The sequence below is a fragment of the Streptomyces sp. NPDC004752 genome (assembly GCF_053601275.1).
In genome coordinates this window covers 67,642-83,952 of record NZ_JBSGBN010000004.1, presented here as the reverse complement: position 1 = coordinate 83,952, position 16,311 = coordinate 67,642, and the positions used below count along the sequence as shown (strand labels likewise).

General features: G+C 71.4%; 13 protein-coding genes. 6 read left to right on the top strand and 7 right to left on the bottom strand.

Translation table 11 applies throughout. The features are described from left to right. Positions 1-150 precede the first annotated feature (150 nt). Positions 151-1,053: a L,D-transpeptidase family protein gene (locus ACWEKM_RS03130; RefSeq protein WP_451619413.1), complete on the bottom strand. Its 903-nt coding sequence runs from the start codon at positions 1,051-1,053 to the stop codon at positions 151-153. A gap of 93 nt (positions 1,054-1,146) precedes the next feature. On the opposite strand from ACWEKM_RS03130, the gene ACWEKM_RS03125 reads away from it, so the two are divergent. Both ACWEKM_RS03125 and leuE read left to right on the top strand, forming a co-directional pair. After that, positions 1,147-2,727, top strand: a complete 1,581-nt coding sequence (locus ACWEKM_RS03125) for an acyl-CoA mutase large subunit family protein (protein ID WP_451619412.1) — start codon at positions 1,147-1,149, stop codon at positions 2,725-2,727. Positions 2,728-2,789: 62 nt separating this feature from the next. Beyond that, positions 2,790-3,440, top strand: a complete 651-nt coding sequence (gene leuE / locus ACWEKM_RS03120; protein WP_451619411.1) for a leucine efflux protein LeuE — start codon at positions 2,790-2,792, stop codon at positions 3,438-3,440. Between the two features lie 34 nt (positions 3,441-3,474). Here the strand turns inward: leuE and ACWEKM_RS03115 are convergent, their stop codons facing one another. From ACWEKM_RS03115 to ACWEKM_RS03090, 6 genes are all read right to left on the bottom strand, one after another. Next, positions 3,475-4,704, bottom strand: coding sequence for an acyltransferase family protein (locus ACWEKM_RS03115; protein WP_451619410.1), 1,230 nt, complete (start codon positions 4,702-4,704; stop codon positions 3,475-3,477). 317 nt (positions 4,705-5,021) lie between these two features. Beyond that, positions 5,022-5,948, bottom strand: coding sequence for a class I SAM-dependent methyltransferase (locus ACWEKM_RS03110; protein ID WP_451619409.1), 927 nt, complete (start codon positions 5,946-5,948; stop codon positions 5,022-5,024). A 98-nt stretch (positions 5,949-6,046) separates the two neighbouring features. Continuing rightward, entirely contained in the window at positions 6,047-7,396 is a 1,350-nt protein-coding gene (locus ACWEKM_RS03105) for a polysialyltransferase family glycosyltransferase (protein WP_451619408.1), read from the bottom strand. Between the two features lie 3 nt (positions 7,397-7,399). Next, positions 7,400-8,365 carry a glycosyltransferase family 2 protein gene (locus tag ACWEKM_RS03100; protein WP_451619407.1) on the bottom strand — a complete coding sequence of 322 codons (966 nt, stop codon included), beginning with the start codon at positions 8,363-8,365 and terminating at the stop codon, positions 7,400-7,402. A gap of 322 nt (positions 8,366-8,687) precedes the next feature. Further along, positions 8,688-10,022: an alpha-2,8-polysialyltransferase family protein gene (locus ACWEKM_RS03095; RefSeq protein ID WP_451619406.1), complete on the bottom strand. Its 1,335-nt coding sequence runs from the start codon at positions 10,020-10,022 to the stop codon at positions 8,688-8,690. Beyond that, positions 10,019-10,999, bottom strand: coding sequence for a glycosyltransferase family 2 protein (locus ACWEKM_RS03090; protein WP_451619405.1), 981 nt, complete (start codon positions 10,997-10,999; stop codon positions 10,019-10,021). The genes ACWEKM_RS03095 and ACWEKM_RS03090 overlap by 4 nt, the downstream gene beginning before the upstream one ends. A 198-nt stretch (positions 11,000-11,197) precedes the next feature. On the opposite strand from ACWEKM_RS03090, the gene ACWEKM_RS03085 reads away from it, so the two are divergent. The 4 genes from ACWEKM_RS03085 to ACWEKM_RS03070 are packed head-to-tail and all read left to right on the top strand — an operon-like array spanning position 11,198 to position 16,135. After that, positions 11,198-12,553 (top strand): DUF6716 putative glycosyltransferase, encoded by a 1,356-nt coding sequence (locus ACWEKM_RS03085; protein ID WP_451619404.1) that lies wholly within the window; start codon positions 11,198-11,200, stop codon positions 12,551-12,553. 53 nt (positions 12,554-12,606) lie between these two features. Then, a complete protein-coding gene (locus ACWEKM_RS03080; RefSeq protein ID WP_451619403.1) occupies positions 12,607-13,929 on the top strand; it encodes a cytidylyltransferase domain-containing protein in 1,323 nt (440 codons plus the stop codon). Positions 13,930-13,941: 12 nt separating this feature from the next. Continuing rightward, complete coding sequence (locus ACWEKM_RS03075) at positions 13,942-14,880, top strand: N-acetylneuraminate synthase family protein (RefSeq protein WP_451619402.1); 939 nt, start codon at positions 13,942-13,944, stop codon at positions 14,878-14,880. Between the two features lie 58 nt (positions 14,881-14,938). Next, positions 14,939-16,135 (top strand): hypothetical protein, encoded by a 1,197-nt coding sequence (locus tag ACWEKM_RS03070; protein WP_451619401.1) that lies wholly within the window; start codon positions 14,939-14,941, stop codon positions 16,133-16,135. Positions 16,136-16,311 lie beyond the last annotated feature (176 nt).

Here is a 16,311-nt window from a genome sequence, read left to right as displayed (position 1 = left end):
TTGGGTCTGGGGTGGCCCCCCGGGGGGGGGTACCCCCCTTACCCCCGGGCGGGGCCCCGGGGGGGGGGGGGCCCCCGGCCCCCCGGCCCCCGCCCGCGCCCCGTCTCTCCCCGTCCCCCCGCTGAGCGCAGCGCTCCGGTGAGCGGCGCCTCACCAGGAGACGACGACCTTGTCACCCGTCCGTACCTGCGCGAACAAGGACGCGATCGCCGTCTCGTCGCGCACGTTGACACAGCCGTGCGAGCCGCCCGCGTAGCCCCGGGCCGCGAAGTCGTACGAGTAGTGCACCGCTTGGCCGCCGCTGAAGAACATGGCGTACGGCATGGGGGAGTCGTAGAGCGTCGACACATGGTGCCGTGACTTCCAGTAGATGTGGAACACACCCTCGCGGGTCGGGGTGTATTGCGAGCCGAACCGCACCGGCATCGTCGACACCGTGCGCCCGGCGATCATCCAGCGCAGTGTCCGGCTGGTCTTGTCGATGCACAGCACCCGGCCGGTCAGGCAGCGCGGGTCGGGCGCGGCGGCCGGCTGACCGCCCATCAGATACAGGTCCCAGCTGCCCGGCCGGTGCGTCATGCCGAGCAGCCGCTGCCAGGTGACCGTGTCCGTCCGCCCGGTCCGCGGCAGCCCGCGCTTGCCCTGGAAGCCCTTGACCGCCTCCTCCGTCAGATCGTCGTAGGTCCCGGTCGGCCCGTCGAACAGCCAGGCGACCTGGCGCAGCCGGGCCTGCAGTTCGCGTACGCCCGGTCCGGTGTCGCCACGGGACCACAGGACGTGTGGCGCCGCGGGCGCGGGCCGGGGCGCCGGCGGACCGCCGCCGGACGCGGACCGTTCCGGCGGCCGGGTGCTCGGTAGTCGGGTGCTCGACGGTCGAGTGCTTGGCTGACGGGTGCTCGACGGCTGGATGTGCACCGGCGAGCGGTTCTTCCCGTCCGCGTCCATGGGCTGCACAGTGCACCCGCAGAGCGCGGTGAGCACGGCGAGCGCGGCGGCCGAGGCGAGCGCGGCGGCGGGCCGCCCAGCGATTCGTTCGATCCCCCTGAACCTCATGCCTGGGATGTTTCCCCGGGTGACCGCCGCCGAACTAGGAGGCATGGTGGTGAGTACCCGGTGGGGAGTGGTCGACGTACTGCGGAGGCACCCATGGCGCATGAGTCGGAGTCCGGACTGCCCGTCGAGCCGGTCTACGGGCCTGCCGCGCTGGCGGGCTGGGACCCGGCCGAGAAGCTGGGCGAACCCGGCGCGTACCCCTTCACCCGCGGCGTGTACCCGACGATGTACACCGGCCGTCCCTGGACGATGCGCCAGTACGCGGGCTTCGGTACGGCGGCCGAGTCGAACGCCCGCTACCGGCAGCTGATCGCGCACGGCACCACGGGCCTGTCCGTCGCCTTCGACCTGCCCACCCAGATGGGCCACGACTCCGATGCGCCGATCGCGCACGGCGAGGTCGGCAAGGTGGGGGTGGCGATCGACTCGGTCGACGACATGCGGCTGCTCTTCGGCGGGATCCCGCTGGACCGGGTCTCCACCTCGATGACGATCAACGCCCCGGCGGCCCCGCTGTTGCTGCTGTACCAGCTGGTGGCCGAGGAGCAGGGACTTGGCGCCGACCGGCTGACCGGCACGATCCAGAACGACGTACTGAAGGAGTACATCGCGCGGGGTACGTACATCTTCCCGCCCAAGCCGTCGCTGCGGCTGACCGCGGACACCTTCCGCTACTGCCGGGCCGAGATGCCGAAGTGGAACACCATCTCGATCTCCGGCTACCACATGGCCGAGGCGGGCGCGTCCCCCGCGCAGGAGATCGCCTTCACGCTGGCCGACGGCATCGAGTACGTGCGGGCCGCGGTGGCGGCAGGCATGGACGTCGACGACTTCGCGCCGCGCCTGTCGTTCTTCTTCGTCGCCCGTACGACGCTGCTGGAGGAGGTCGCCAAGTTCCGGGCCGCGCGGCGGATCTGGGCGCGGGTGATGAAGGAGGAGTTCGGGGCCGAGAACCCCAGGTCGTGGATGTTGCGTTTCCACACCCAGACGGCCGGGGTGCAGCTGACGGCGCAGCAGCCGGAGGTCAACCTGGTCCGGGTCGCCGTCCAGGCGCTGGCCGCCGTGCTGGGCGGCACCCAGTCGCTGCACACCAACTCCTTCGACGAGGCGATCGCGCTGCCCACCGACAAGTCCGCGCGTCTGGCCCTGCGCACCCAGCAGGTGCTCGCGTACGAGACGGACGTGACGGCGACCGTCGACCCCTTCGCCGGTTCCTACGCCGTCGAGCGGCTGACGGACGACGTGGAGGGCGCCGCCCTTGAGCTGATGCGCCGGGTGGCGGAGTTCGGCGGCGCGGTCGCCGCGATCGAGCGGGGCTTCCAGAAGGGCGAGATCGAGCGCAACGCCTACCGCATCGCCCAGGAGACCGACGCCGGCGACCGGGTCGTCGTGGGCGTCAACCGGTTCCGGCTCGACGCGGAGGAACCGTACGAGCCCCTCCGCGTCGACCCCGCCATCGAGGCCCGGCAGGCCGAACGGCTCGCGGCACTGCGGGCCGGACGGGACCAGGGGGCAGTGGGCTCGGCGCTGGCCGCGCTGCGGAAGACGGCCGAGGGCGACGACAACGTCCTGTACCCGATGAGGGAGGCGCTGCGGGCCCGGGCGACGGTCGGCGAGGTGTGCGACGCGCTGCGCGAGGTGTGGGGCACCTACGTCCCGTCGGACGCCCGCTGAGACCACGGGGTCGGAGGCCGACCGGGGAGGGAGTGTCGTACCTCCGTGCGACACTCCTTTCCATGTTCGGTGTCGTCGACCTTCCCACCTATCTGGCGGGCCTCGCCGTGATCGTCCTGCTGCCCGGCCCCAACTCCCTGTATGTGCTCTCGGTGGCCGCCCGCCGCGGTATCCGGGCGGGTTACACCGCCGCGGCCGGGGTCTGGTGCGGGGACACCGTGCTGATGACGCTGTCCGCGGCGGGGGTGGCCTCGCTGCTCAAGGCGAACGCGGTGCTGTTCGGCATCGTGAAGTACGCGGGCGCCGGCTATCTGACCTGGCTGGCGGTCGGGCTGCTGCGGGCCGCGTGGGGCATGTGGCGGACCCGGCGGGACCAGGCCGCGCAGGAGACGGCCCCGGCCCCGGCCGCCGCGGAGCCGCCGTTCCGCCGCGCCCTGCTCGTCAGCCTCTTCAACCCGAAGGCGATCCTGTTCTTCGTCGCCTTCTTCGTGCAGTTCGTCGACCCGGGCTATGCCTATCCGGCCCTGTCCTTCGTCGTCCTCGGCACCTTCGCCCAGCTGGCCAGCTTCCTCTACCTCAGCGCGCTGATATTCGGCGGTACGAAGCTGGCGGCGGCCTTCCGCCGCCGCAAGCGGCTGTCGGCGACGGCGACCTCGGCGGCGGGCGCCCTGTTCCTCGGCTTCGCGGTGAAGCTGTCCCTGGCGAGCGGCTAGCCGGGCGCCCGCCCCCGGGCCGGGCCGCCCCTGGTCAGGAGGGGCCGGAGCTGCTGATCGCGGGCATCGAGGTGCGGTACGGCACCGGCTGGGCGTCGCCGCGAGCCGTGCCCGCCTTCTTGAGCCGGGGTGCGAGGGGCCGCTCCACCCAGCGGTGGATCAGCCAGGCGATGCCCAGCATGCCGAGCGCCGTGACCGCGAGCGTCGGCCACGGCGGCAGGCCGAGGCCGCGGTGCAGCACCCGGATGACGCACCAGCCCAGGTGCTCGTGGACCAGGTAGAAGGGGTACGTCAGCGCCCCGGCCGTGGTCAGCCGGCGCCATGAGGCCCACCGTGTCCAGCCCAGCGCCACGGCCGCGACGGCGGCGAAGCCGAGCGTCAGCAGCAGCAGGATCAGATAGGGGCTGCGGTGGAAGTCGCCGTCGGCGCCCGGTCGCCACAGCCCGGTCGTCACGGTCTCCTGGCCGAGCAGCCAGGAGACGCCCACGATGCCCCACAGGGTCGGATTTCCGCCGCAGCGGTGGATCAGATACAGCGCGAGCCCGCCGATGAAGAACGGCGCGTGCTCGGGCATGACCAGCTGATCGGTCAGCTCGGTGCGGGCGCCCTTGCAGATCACCGCGGCCAGCGTCCACACACAGCAGAACAGCACCACCCGGCGGTAGGTGACACCGCGCAGCACCACGCACACCGCGAACAGGGCGTAGAAGCGGACCTCGACCCACAGCGTCCAGCACACCCCCAGCACCCGGGGCACGCCCGTCGGCATCTGGAACATCGTCAGATTGACCAGGATCTGGTCGAGGCGCAGCGGGTGCAGGACGGCGGGCAGAACGAGGGCGGCGCCGGCGACCAGGAGCACGGCCGCCCAGTACGCCGGGTAGAGACGGGCGACGCGGGACCGGAAGAAGTCGCCCGGGCTGCGGCCCCAGCCACTCATGCAGATCACGAAGCCGCTGATGACGAAGAAGAACTGCACACCGAGACAGCCGTACACGGCCGCCTGGGACAGGTCCGGGAAGACCCGGGCCGGTGACCGGCCCCAGGAGCGGGAGATGTCACCGCCGCGACCGGCGAAGTGGTAGAGGCAGACCATCAGCGCGGCCAGCAGCCGCAGCCCGTCCAGGGCGGGCAGCCGATCGCGACGGCCACCGGGAACGGTGCGATCGGGAGCTGTGCGATCGGGAGCTGTGCGACCGGGCGGCGGTGCGGGGGTGGGGGGAACGGGGTCGGAAGGGGCGAGTGCGGGGGAGGGGAACGCCATGATCCTGAACGCCTACCCGATGGGCGCGACGCCTTGCGGTTCGCCGTACTCCTGTCCCCGGGATGACGGAGCGCATACCCCGCACCTGGGCGAATCGACGGGGACTCGGGCAGGGCGGTCCGCTGCTCCCCGTCGGTCGTACGGCCCCGGAGCCGATCCGGCCCCGGGACCCGCCCGTCGGCCCGCCCGTCACGGCGACCCGGGCCGACAGGACGCCGTTCGAGGGGCTGTACGCAGACGGCGCGTACGGCGGTCAGGAGGCGGCTGCGCACATACGGCGTAGACGGCGCATAGAGCGCATACCGTGCAGACGGCGGTCAGGAGGCCCGCAGGAACGCCGAGAGCGCCGCCTTGCCGAGGTAGGTGAAGCGGGTGTCGCCCGTGAGGTGCTTGTCCAACGCCTCTTTGATGCCCGGCCACTTGGGGTCACCGAAGTCGTCGAGGACGATGATCGCGCCCGGCGCGGCGATCTCCTCCGCCCATTCGAGGTCCTTGGCGACGCCCTCGGCCGAGTGGTCGCCATCGACGATGATCACGCCGTAGCGGCGGTCCGAGACGGCCGCGCGGGTGTCGGGGTCCTCGGAGTAGCCCCGCTGGATCCGGGCTGCCACGCCCGCAGGGCCGGCCAAGGCGAGGTTGGTGCGGACGGCGTGTTCATCGACCGGGGCGCCGGAGGGGTCGGGGCGCTCGGGGTTGCCGGGCTGGAGCTGCACGCCGGCGAAAGGGTCCACGATGGTCACGTTCGGGCTGCGGCCGTCGCGCTCCATCATCCGGATCAGCCCCGCGGAGAACATGCCGTAGAGCGTGCCGATCTCAAGAATCTCGTCGTTCGGCGGATCGAGCAGGGGAATCGTCCCCAGCTTGCCGCAGATGTTCATGGTGCCGCCGGCGATCCGGCCGACCCCGAGCGACTCCAGCGCGATCAGCAGCCGGAACGCGGTGGCGACATTGCGGACCGCGACCTTCCGGTTCCCGGCCAGCTCCGCCACCTCCGACTGCAGGCGGTTCAGCGGACCGGGGCTGACGATCCGCGAAAGGCCCCGGCCACGCTCGTCGAGCAGCAGGTCGACGGTGAGCTGCCGCTGCTTCAACGACTCGATGGCGTCGCGGAGTTTCTCCCGCTCCGCGGCGTCCCGGGCCGCCGACGAACGGATCCGCCGCTCGATGCGCTGGTCGATGAGGTCGGCGATCGGACGCAACAAACGTCGGGAAGCTGAACTGGTAAGCACGGAACTGCTGTTCATGCCGGAGACCTCAATTCGTCGGAAGTCGAGTGAGAGTGATGCGGCTCGCGGTTCGGGGACAGGCTAGTTCTGCTCCGGAAGTCTGTGGTCCGGTCGGGTCACTTCCGGGTGCCGCGCCCCACCGCCTTGCGCACCGCGCGCCTGGCCTGGCGCACCCTGACCTTCGCGCGCGCCCGCGGGTGGCCGGGAAGGCCCAACTCGGCAAGGCGCAGTTCGGGGAAGTAGTAACCGGGGACGGCGGCCGCATTGCTCTGCAACCAGGCGACCGTCGGCTTCCGCAGGTCCGCGTGCATATCGGGCTGCATACAGAAGCCCATGGCGCGGACCAGGGGCGACAGCGTCTCGGGGGCCGTACCGACGAGGGCCGGGGTCTGTCCGCGCTCCAGGTCGGGCACCAGGTGGTCGACGATGGCCAGCGGCACGCGGTTGCTGTTCGGGTAGGGAGTGAGGCGCCCCATCACCAGAGCGGTCCCCACCCGGGCGACGGGTACGCCGTAGTAGGCGGAGGCGGTGGTCATCGCCGTGGAGAAACAGCCGACGACGAGTTCGGGACCGCCGTGGTGGTACAGCGTCTCGGCCAGCAGGGGCGAGTTCAGTACGGTGAGCCGGATGTCCGCGTCGGCCGCCGCCTTGCTCAGCGCCGCCGAGTAGCTGGCGGGGGCCGTGGGGTGGGGCTTGAAGACCACGGACCGGTGCCCGGCGCGCGCGGCGCCGGTGAGCATGCGGACGTGGAGGTCTTCCTCCTCCTCCGGGCTGAGGATGTTGATCGCCGCCAGGTACTGGCCCAGGAGCACGGCCGTCGGCTTCTCCGCCAGGACGGACTTCAGCAGCGGGTCGTCCGCGGCGTCCCGCGCTATCTCGTCGAGTACGCCGCGGAACGCCCCGTCCGGGACGATCTCGGGCCGCACGTCGAACTCGGACAGCAGCATCGGCCGCAGGCCGGGTATCAGGTCGAGGTGGAGCAGCCGCCGGATGCGGCGCCCGATGGTCAGGGGCAGCCTCTCCCGGGTCGGGCCGTAGCTCATGAGACCGTCGGCGTAGACGTGGACGGCGCTTTCCGAGAAGACCGCCGCCAGCGCGCGGCCCGGGTTGGCCTGGATCGACTCGACGGCGACCTCGACCGGTTCCCGTGCGTCCAGGCCCCAGGCGAGACGGAACGCCCGCTGCCATATCGTCGTGTCCTCGCTCCGCGGGCCCCAGGCGCCGGGGTGGTACGGGCGGATGGTCTCGTTCCAGCTGACGACCGAGTCGAACCGTCCGGCTATGCGCTCGTATCCGTACATCTCATCGAGGCGCACCGCCGTCTCCGGTATCGCGGCGTTGTTGGACACCAGCAGGATGCGCCGGACGCCGTCGTGCGGTCCGAACAGGCCCGCGTCGAGCGCCGCGGCCAGGGTGGCCGCTCCGTACAGGGTCGAGACCTGGAAGATCTGAGTCTTGCGGTGCATGGATCAAGCAGCCTTCCGCCCGTCACGCAGGCGTCTGAGCAACCTGCTCCGAGTGCTGTCGATGGTGGTGAGGGTCTCCTCCAGCGTCTGCTGGGGCATGCCCAGGAGGGCGGCCCGCGCCTCGCGCCGCAGCCGCTTGGCCGCCGTGGGCTCGTACTCGTTCACCTTGCCGATATGGAAGGCGATCATGGCGCAGTAGGTCCGCACGGCCTTGGGGAGGAATCGATCGGTCTCCGGGTCGGCCAGCACGTCCCGCAGCAGCGTGTCGTAGGCCGGGATGAAGTCCAGTTGACGGTCGTCCTTGACCTGGGTGAGCGAGGTCGTGACGCCCCGCCGGTAGAACACCCCGTTCAGGCCGAGGGACGCGTACGACTTGGCCTTCAGATGCAGGCGCCAGATCCACAGCCGGTCCTCGGCCGTACGGAGTTCGGTCACGAACCGCATCCCGCCGTCGTCGAACAGATGCCGGCGGTAGATCCCCGCCCAGACGAAGGGGTAGTCGACCATCGTCTCCATGTGGGGCGGTGCTATCCCGTCGCGCGGATCCATCACGGCGTTGCGCTCCGGGGCCGGAGGGCGCCGGATGACCCGCTTGGTGCCGGTGGCCTGGATATGGTCGGTGCGGGCGAAGTCGCAGCCCAACTCCTCGATCATGGACACGAGTTCGGGCAGATGGCCCGGTCCGTACCAGTCGTCGCCGTCGAGGAATGTGATGAATTCGCCGGCCGCCTCGTCGATACCGCTGTTGCGTGCCTGCGCTATGCCCATGTTCTTCTCGTGCCGGATCACCTTGGCGCCCGGCAGCTTCTCCGCCCAGTGGTCGATGATCCACGGTGTGGAGTCCGTGGAGCAGTCGTCGACGAGAAGGAACTCGAAGTCGGGGTCCGCGTTGTTGGCGAGACTTCGCAGAGTGCTGTTGGCGAAGGCTCCCACATTGTGCATGGGGACGACGACGGACAGTTTCGGCACGCGGGCCTCTCACATTCGAAAGGTGAAGATCAGAAGTGGCTCTGAACAGGCTACGTACCCACCCTGGCGAGGCCGGTGTCGACCTGGGTTCGGATGAGTTAATTCCGTTCGTACCCGAGGTGAACACTTGATGCCTGGTGTTGTGCTGAAGGTCACCCGGAGTTCCGCGCCGGAGTCCATGGGCCGCTTGCCTGATCCGGGGCCGACGGTGCGCCGACGACCGCTGCCCCGCCGGCCGGCGCGGCCGTACGGTCACCGTGCTGTCGTACGGCCGCCGTCCTGCCGTACGGCCGCCGCGCTGCCGTTCCGGTGGCGGGTCGGTTCATCTCTTGATCGAGCGCCGGATCGCCCGCGCCCGTCGCACCATCTTGCGCGCGGTGGCGTTCCTCGGCAGGAACGCCAGGCGCTCCGGGATGCCACCGGGCAGCCCCAGCGAGGTGAGCCGCCGCCTCTTGAAGTACCGCCAGGTATCGGCGTTCAGGCTGCCGCGCAGATACTCCTCGGCCGCCGGCCGCAGCTCCGGCAGGATCTTGGGCTGCATCGCGAAGCCGACGGCCCGCACCAGCCGGCCGAGGGTGTCGGAGTCCATGCCGTGCCGCCTCTCGGTGACCGCAGCGGCGTCGGACGGATCCGGCAGCAGCGCGTCCACGATGGTGACGGGGACGCGGTTGCTGTTCTCGTACGGTGTCAGCCGGTCCAGCAGGGTCTTGGTGCCCACCCGGGCCACCGGCAGGCCGTACAGCGCGGACGCGGTGAACAGGGCCGTGGAGAAGCAGCCGACGACCAGCGCCGGGCGCATCCGCTGGTACAGCACCTCGGCCAGTACCGGCGTGTCCAGGACCGTGAGGTCCACGCCCAGCTTCTCGGCCTCCTGCTCCAGGGTGCGGGCGAAGCGGGCCGGTGCCGTGGGGTGCGGCTTGAACACCACCCGGGTGTGGCCGAGACCGACGGCGCCCTTCAGCATCCGTACGTGCAGGTCCTCCTCCTCGTCCCCGGAGAGGATGCCCAGGGCCGACAGATACTGGCCCAGCAGCAGGGCGGGCTCCTCGACGTCCGGCAGCCCCGCTCCGGTGTCCGCCAGTTCGGCCAGCACCTTGGTGAACGCCGTGGTCGGCACCAGCTCCGCCGGGACGTCGAACTCGCTCAGCAGCAGCGGCCGCAGTCCCGGCACCAGATCGAGATGGAGCAGCCGCTCCACCCGCGTGCCGACCAGCGGGTCGATCTTGGAACGGGTGGGGCCGTAGCTCATCAGTCCGTCCGCGTACACGGTGACCGGAGCGTCGGTGAAGATCTGCGCCACGCCGAGCGACGGATTGACCTGGATCGATTCCATGGCGAACGCCACATCGTCGTCCCCCAGCCGCCAGGCCAGCCGCAGATACCGCTCCCACAGGGGGAGGTCCTCCGTGCGCGGCGCCCAGCCCGCGGGATGAAAGGGGGAGATGGCCTCGTTCCACGACAGCACCTCGTCGAACCGGCCGCGCAGCCGATCGAACCCGGGCATCTCGTCCACGGCCGGTGTCGTCTCCGGCGTCGCCGCGTTGTTGGCCACCAGCAGGATGCGCCGGTCGGCCGACGGGAAGCAGCCCGAGTCCAGGGCGGCGGCCAGCGTCGCGGTGCCGTACAGCGTCGACACCATGAAGATCTGCGTGGTCACGCGGCCACCTCCGCGCCCGACGCGGCACGGCGGCGCAGCCGGCGCAGTCGCGTGGCCCGCTCGGCGTCCATCGAGGCCAGCGCGTCGTCGAGCACGTCCTGCGGCATCCGCCGCAGTGCGGCGGCACTCATTACCTTCAGTTTCCGGGCCACGGGAGCCTCGAACCTTTCGATGGAACCGAGATGATGGGAAATGATGGCGCAGTAGGTGCGCACGGCCTTCGGCAGCAGCGCCGCCGCCTCGGCGTCCCCGGCCGTGTCCTCGATCACCTGGTCGAACGCGCGGATGAAGTCGAGCTGCCGGGCGTCCCCGATCTGCGTCAGCGACGAGGCGACCCCGCGCCGGTAGAAGACGCCGAGCAGGCTGCTCACCGCGAACGACTCCGCCTCGCGGTGCAGCTTCCAGATCCACGGCCGGTCCTCGGCCGTGCGCAGCCCGTCGGTGAAGTGCAGCAGACCGCGGTCGACCAGCCGGCGGTGGTAGATGCCCGCCCAGGCCATGGCGTAGTCGACGGACGTGGTCCGGTGGGTGGGCAGGATGGCGTCGCGAGGGCGCAGCACCACGTTGCGGCGGCCGTCCGGCACCCGCTGCACGGTGCGCGCCCGCGCCGTGCACTGCACATGATCGGTGCGCAGGAAGTCGCAGCCCAGCTCGTCCAGGGCGGCGACGAGCTGGGAGTAGTAGCCGGGGGCGAGCCAGTCGTCGCCGTCCAGGAATGTCAGGTACTCGCCGCGGGCCCGGTCGATACCGGTGTTGCGCGCGGTCGCCAGCCCCCCGTTCTTGTCATGTCTGACATGTACCGCGCCTGGCAGTTCGCGCTCCGCGCGCGCGAGGATCTCTGGCGTCCCGTCGTTCGAGCAGTCGTCGACGAGAATGAATTCGAAGTCCTCACGGGCGTTCGCACGCAGGCTTCTGAGCGTGTCCGGCGCGTATTGCTGGACGTTGTAGAACGGCACGATGACGGAGAGCTTGACCACACAGGGGACGTTAGGGCGGGGTCCGTCATTCGTCTTGACCACCGCCTTGATGTCGGGTGAACGACATGTGTCGAAGCGGTGAACCGGGATCTTTTCCCGCCGGTTCCCGGCCTGGTTCGCCATCCGTCGATGTGCTGTTAACCGTTTGTTGTCGTCAGGTTGGGCGGAACCTAGGAATGCCTTCCTAGCGTCTTCGGTGTGCCAGTAAGTGCAACGAAGCCCCTGCGGGTCGCCGTGCTCGCGGATTCCGACACCCGGTGGAAGTGGGGCGCCCTCACCGCGAGCCGCCTCGCCGGCGGCGGCCGGGCCGAGCCCGCCGAGTCGGGCATCCGGCTCGACGGCTATCTGCTGCGGGGCCGCGCCACCCCCACCGCCCGCCAGCTGCGCGAGGTCGGCGTACACGCCGACTCGCTGCGCGAGGTGACCGCCGTCGAATTCCTGCGCGCCATGAACGACGAGTCGTACGACGTCCTCGTCCTCGCCCTCGTGGGCGGCGGCGTCCAGGCCATGCTGCACGGCCTGAAGCGGGTCTGGGAGGACCGCACCGAGCGGCCCGCCGTCGTCACCGGCTACGTCGGCGTCGTCTACGAGAAGCTCGCCGACGGCCTGCTGCTGCGGCACGGCGCGGACCTCGTCCTCGCCAACTCCCGCCAGGACGCGGACCGCTTCCGCGACGTGTACGAGGGCGTGGGCGCCGACGCCTCCGGTGTGACCGAGGTGGCACTGCCGTTCCTCGGCGGCGCGCCCTACCCCGGCGAGCCCGCGCCCGTCACCGAGCCGGACGGCAGGCCCTACACCGTGGTGTTCGCGGCCCAGCCCTCGGTCCCGCTGAGCCGCAAGGACCGTACGTATCTGCTCGACCGGCTGATCCGGCACGCGCGGGCGTTCCCCGACCGCGAGGTGCTGCTGAAGCTGCGCTCCCGGCCCGGCGAGCACACCACGCACATCGAGGAACTGCCCTACCAGAAGCTGGCGCAGAGCCGTGAGCTGCCCGCCAACTTCCGCCTGGTGTACGGGCACATGGGCGAGGTCCTCGACCGCACCGACCTGCTCGTCACCGTCAGCTCGACGGCCGCGCTGGAGGCGCTGCACCGCCGCATCCCCACGGTCGTGCTGACCGACCTAGGGGTCCGCGAGGTGCTCGGCAACCACCACTTCGTCGGATCCGGCTGCCTCGCCTCCTGGAACCAGCTGGACGCCGGTCACCGTCCCGAGCCCGAGCCCGAGTGGGTGGCCCGGCAGGGCGTCGCCGCCGACGGCAGCTACGACACGGCCTTCGACACCGCCCGGCACCGCATCACCCGGCTGCTGGACCGGCCCGGCGGACTGCCGCCCCTGAACCCCTACTACACGACCGAGACCGCGCCCGGCTATCTGCCGGGGATCCTCGCCCGCCACCACCTCGGCCCGGACGGCTCCCCGCTGCCCGGCGCGCCCGCCGCCGACAAGGCGCCGGGCCCGGTCCGCCAGATCGTGCGCCGGGCGGCGCGCGGCGCCTACCGCCACGGCGTCCAGCGGGTGGCACCCGTGATCCGACGAATGGGAGAGCTGTGAGCGACCGGAGCCCGCGTCAAAGCGACCGGATCCCGCGTCAAGGAGGAGATTCCATGTCCAACTCCCAAGCGGGCCAGGGTACTTCGGTGCGCCGAGTGCTCGCCGTGATCCCCGCGCGCGGCGGCTCCAAGGGCGTGCCCGCCAAGAACCTCGCCCCCGTCGGCGGCGTACCGCTGGTGGCCCGCGCGGTGCACGAGTGCCGGGCCGCCCGGCTGGTCACCGACGTCGTCGTGTCCACCGACGACCAGGCCATCGCGGCGGCCGCCCGGCAGGCCGGGGCCGAGGTCGTGCTGCGGCCCGCCGCCATCGCCGGCGACACCGCCACCTCCGAGGCCGCCGTGCTGCACGCCATGGACGCCCACGAGGCGCTGCACGGCCACACCGTGGACGTCGTCCTGCTCGTGCAGTGCACCAGCCCGTTCCTGATCCGCGAGGACCTCGACGGGGTCGCGGCGGCCGTCCTCGACAACGGCGCCGACACCGCGCTGACGGCGGCCCCCTTCCACGGCTTCGTCTGGCGCGACGCGGGCGACGACCCGGTCGCCGTGGCACCCGCCCACGAGCAGGCCGCCGGCGGCGCCCCCCGGGTCACCGACGCCACCGCCACCCGCGTCACCGACCCGACCGCCACCCGGGGCGGTTACGGCGTCAACCACGACAAGTCGTTCCGCCCGCGTCGCCAGGACCGCCCCCAGGACCTGCTGGAGACCGGCGTCGCCTACGCCATGGACGCCACCGGGTTCCGTGAGCACCAGCACCGCTTCTTCGGCCGCACCGAACTGGTCCGCACCGACCCGGCCCGGGTCCTGGAGATCGACGACCCGCACGACCTCGCCCGCGCCCGGGCCCTCGCCCCGCTGTTCGACGCGGAGCGGCCGGGCGCCCTCCCGACCGCGGACGACATCGACGCGGTCGTCCTCGACTTCGACGGCACCCAGACCGACGACCGGGTGCTGATCGACGCCGACGGACGGGAGTTCGTCTCCGTGCACCGCGGGGACGGACTCGGCATCGCCGCGCTGCGCAAGACCGGCCTGAAGATGCTGATCCTGTCCTCGGAACAGAACCCGGTCGTCGCCGCCCGGGCCCGGAAGCTGCGGATCCCGGTGCTGCACGGCATCGACCGGAAGGACCTCGCCCTCAAGCAGTGGTGCGAGGAGCAGGGCATCGCGCCGGAGCGCGTGCTCTACGTCGGCAACGACGTCAATGACCTCCCGTGCTTCGCCCTCGTGGGCTGGCCCGTGGCGGTCGCGAGCGCCCACGACGTCGTGCGCGGCGCCGCACGCGCAGTCACCACCGTCCCCGGCGGCGACGGCGCCATCCGAGAGATCGCCAGCTGGATCCTCGGCCCCTCTCTCGATTCCCTCACCAAGTAAGGACATGCCCTGATGAGCACCAACTCCCGCCTCCGTACCTTCGGTTCGCGTGAGGCCGGCCCCGGCCGCCCCGTCTACATCACCGGCGAGATCGGCATCAACCACAACGGTGACCTCGACAACGCCTTCAAGCTGATCGACGTCGCCGCCGAGGCCGGCTGCGACGCCGTCAAGTTCCAGAAGCGCACCCCGGAGATCTGCACCCCGCGCGACCAGTGGGACATCGAGCGTGACACGCCCTGGGGCCGGATGACCTACATCGACTACCGCCACCGCGTGGAGTTCGGCGAGGACGACTACCGCAAGATCGACGAGTACTGCAAGGAGAAGGGCATCGACTGGTTCGCGTCCCCGTGGGACACCGAGGCCGTCGCCTTCCTGGAGAAGTTCGACGTCCCGGCCCACAAGGTCGCCTCCGCCTCCCTCACGGACGACGAGCTGCTGCGCGCCCTGCGCGCCACCGGCCGCACGATCATCCTCTCCACCGGTATGTCGACCCCGAAGCAGATCCGCCACGCGGTCGAGGTCCTGGGCTCGGACAACATCCTGCTCTGCCACGCCACCTCCACCTACCCGGCCAAGGCCGAGGAGCTGAACCTGCGCGTGATCAACACGCTGCAGCAGGAGTACCCGAACGTCCCGATCGGCTACTCCGGCCACGAGACCGGCCTGCAGACCACGCTGGCCGCCGTCGCCCTCGGCGCCACCTTCGTCGAGCGCCACATCACCCTGGACCGCGCCATGTGGGGTTCGGACCAGGCCGCCTCGGTGGAGCCGCAGGGCCTGGTGCGCCTGGTGCGCGACATCCGGATCATCGAGGCATCGCTCGGCGACGGCGTCAAGAAGGTCTACGACTCCGAGCTGGGCCCGATGAAGAAGCTGCGCCGGGTCGCCGGCGCCGTCGCCGAGGCGGAGATCGCCGCGGCGGCGGGCGAGCCGGTCACGGTCTGACACCGCCCGAGTCCGCCATGGTCCCCTGCCGACAGCCTCACGGGACGGTCGTACGTCGATGAACCGCCGCGCCGGTAACGCCGGCCCCAGCCTCCGCACCCTCGCCTTCGTCGAGAGCCCGGTACAACTGCTGAACGTACTGGAGTGGGCGCACACCCATGCCCTGCGCGGAGTGCCCGGGGCGCAGGCGTCCGGCGCGGCGTCGGCGTCCGACGAGGGGGCGCCGACATCCGTGCCGTCCGTGCCGTCCCAGGTGCGGCGCACCGCGGACGGCAGCGCCCCGGCGCCGACCGGCGCGGAGCTGACGGTCGTCGTCCTGTCCCCGACCGACCCTATGACCCGCGGACAGCTGCGGCGCATGGCGGACCTGGCCCGGGACGAGGGGTACGAGGTGCGCTGGGAGGAGGCGCGGGGCGGTACGACCGCGCCCTTCCAGACCATCGGCGGCCTCGCCGGGGCGCTGCGCCGGGCGGACCGGATCGTCATGGGAGACCCGTTCTCCCGCTACGTACAGCTGCTGCTGACCATCACCAGGGCGCGCGACCTGGTCGTGGTCGACGACGGCACGGCGACGATGGAGTTCGTCGCCCAACTCGCGCGCGGCGAGCGGCTGGTGCGCTGGCACCGCAAGGGCGGCCGGCCGGGGCCGCGCGACCTGCTGTTCGCCCCGGTCTCCTCCTCGGCCCGGCGCCGGCTGACGCCGAGCGCCCGCCGCCGGGTGGAGGTGTTCTCCTCCATGCCGGTCGAGGAGACCCCGGACGGGGTCACCGTCACCGCCAACGACTTCGGCTGGACCCGGTCCAGGTTCGGCCCGCCGCGCATCACCAAGGGCGCCGACATGGTCGGGACATCGCTGGTGGAGACCGGCGTCGTGGACGGCGACCACTATCTGGAGGCCGTCCGCGGCCTCGCCAAGGCGCACGGCGCCGCCCGCTACTTCGCGCACCGTCGCGAGAGCACGGACAAACTCCACCGGCTCGCGACCGAGACCGGCCTGGAGATCGTCCGCCCCGAGCTCCCGCTGGAGCTGATCGCCCGCCGCGGCCCGATCGGACGCACGATCCTGAGCTTCCCGTCCACGGTCGTCCACACCCTCCCGCTGGCGCTGGCCGGCACCGGCGTCCGGATCGCCGTCTGCGACATCGACCCCACCTGGCTCACGGACCACGCCTCCCCCCGCGCCCAGGGCTTCCTGTCCGGCGTCACCGGCACAGCAAAGGACGTCCACCGCCTGGCAACAGTGAGCTTCGCCTGAGCGGTGAGCTTGGCCTGAGCGGCCGCGCGTGGTCGCCGGCTGCGCGGTGGAGGTTACGGTCAAGGTGCTGAACACCGGCATCTCGGTCACCCAGCCGAGGGCGCTGGACCAGGCAGGGCTGGAGCAGCAGGTACTCGGCGACATCCAAGGCGGCATACCCGGCCCCACGACGGGGG

Coding starts and splice junctions, on each gene's coding strand:
- ACWEKM_RS03130 (WP_451619413.1), bottom strand. CDS start 1,053: ATGAGGTTCAGGGGGATCGAACGAATCGCTGGGCGGCCCGCCGCCGCG.
- ACWEKM_RS03125 (WP_451619412.1), top strand. CDS start 1,147: ATGGCGCATGAGTCGGAGTCCGGACTGCCCGTCGAGCCGGTCTACGGG.
- leuE (WP_451619411.1), top strand. CDS start 2,790: ATGTTCGGTGTCGTCGACCTTCCCACCTATCTGGCGGGCCTCGCCGTG.
- ACWEKM_RS03115 (WP_451619410.1), bottom strand. CDS start 4,704: ATGGCGTTCCCCTCCCCCGCACTCGCCCCTTCCGACCCCGTTCCCCCC.
- ACWEKM_RS03110 (WP_451619409.1), bottom strand. CDS start 5,948: ATGAACAGCAGTTCCGTGCTTACCAGTTCAGCTTCCCGACGTTTGTTG.
- ACWEKM_RS03105 (WP_451619408.1), bottom strand. CDS start 7,396: ATGCACCGCAAGACTCAGATCTTCCAGGTCTCGACCCTGTACGGAGCG.
- ACWEKM_RS03080 (WP_451619403.1), top strand. CDS start 12,607: ATGTCCAACTCCCAAGCGGGCCAGGGTACTTCGGTGCGCCGAGTGCTC.
- ACWEKM_RS03075 (WP_451619402.1), top strand. CDS start 13,942: ATGAGCACCAACTCCCGCCTCCGTACCTTCGGTTCGCGTGAGGCCGGC.
- ACWEKM_RS03070 (WP_451619401.1), top strand. CDS start 14,939: ATGAACCGCCGCGCCGGTAACGCCGGCCCCAGCCTCCGCACCCTCGCC.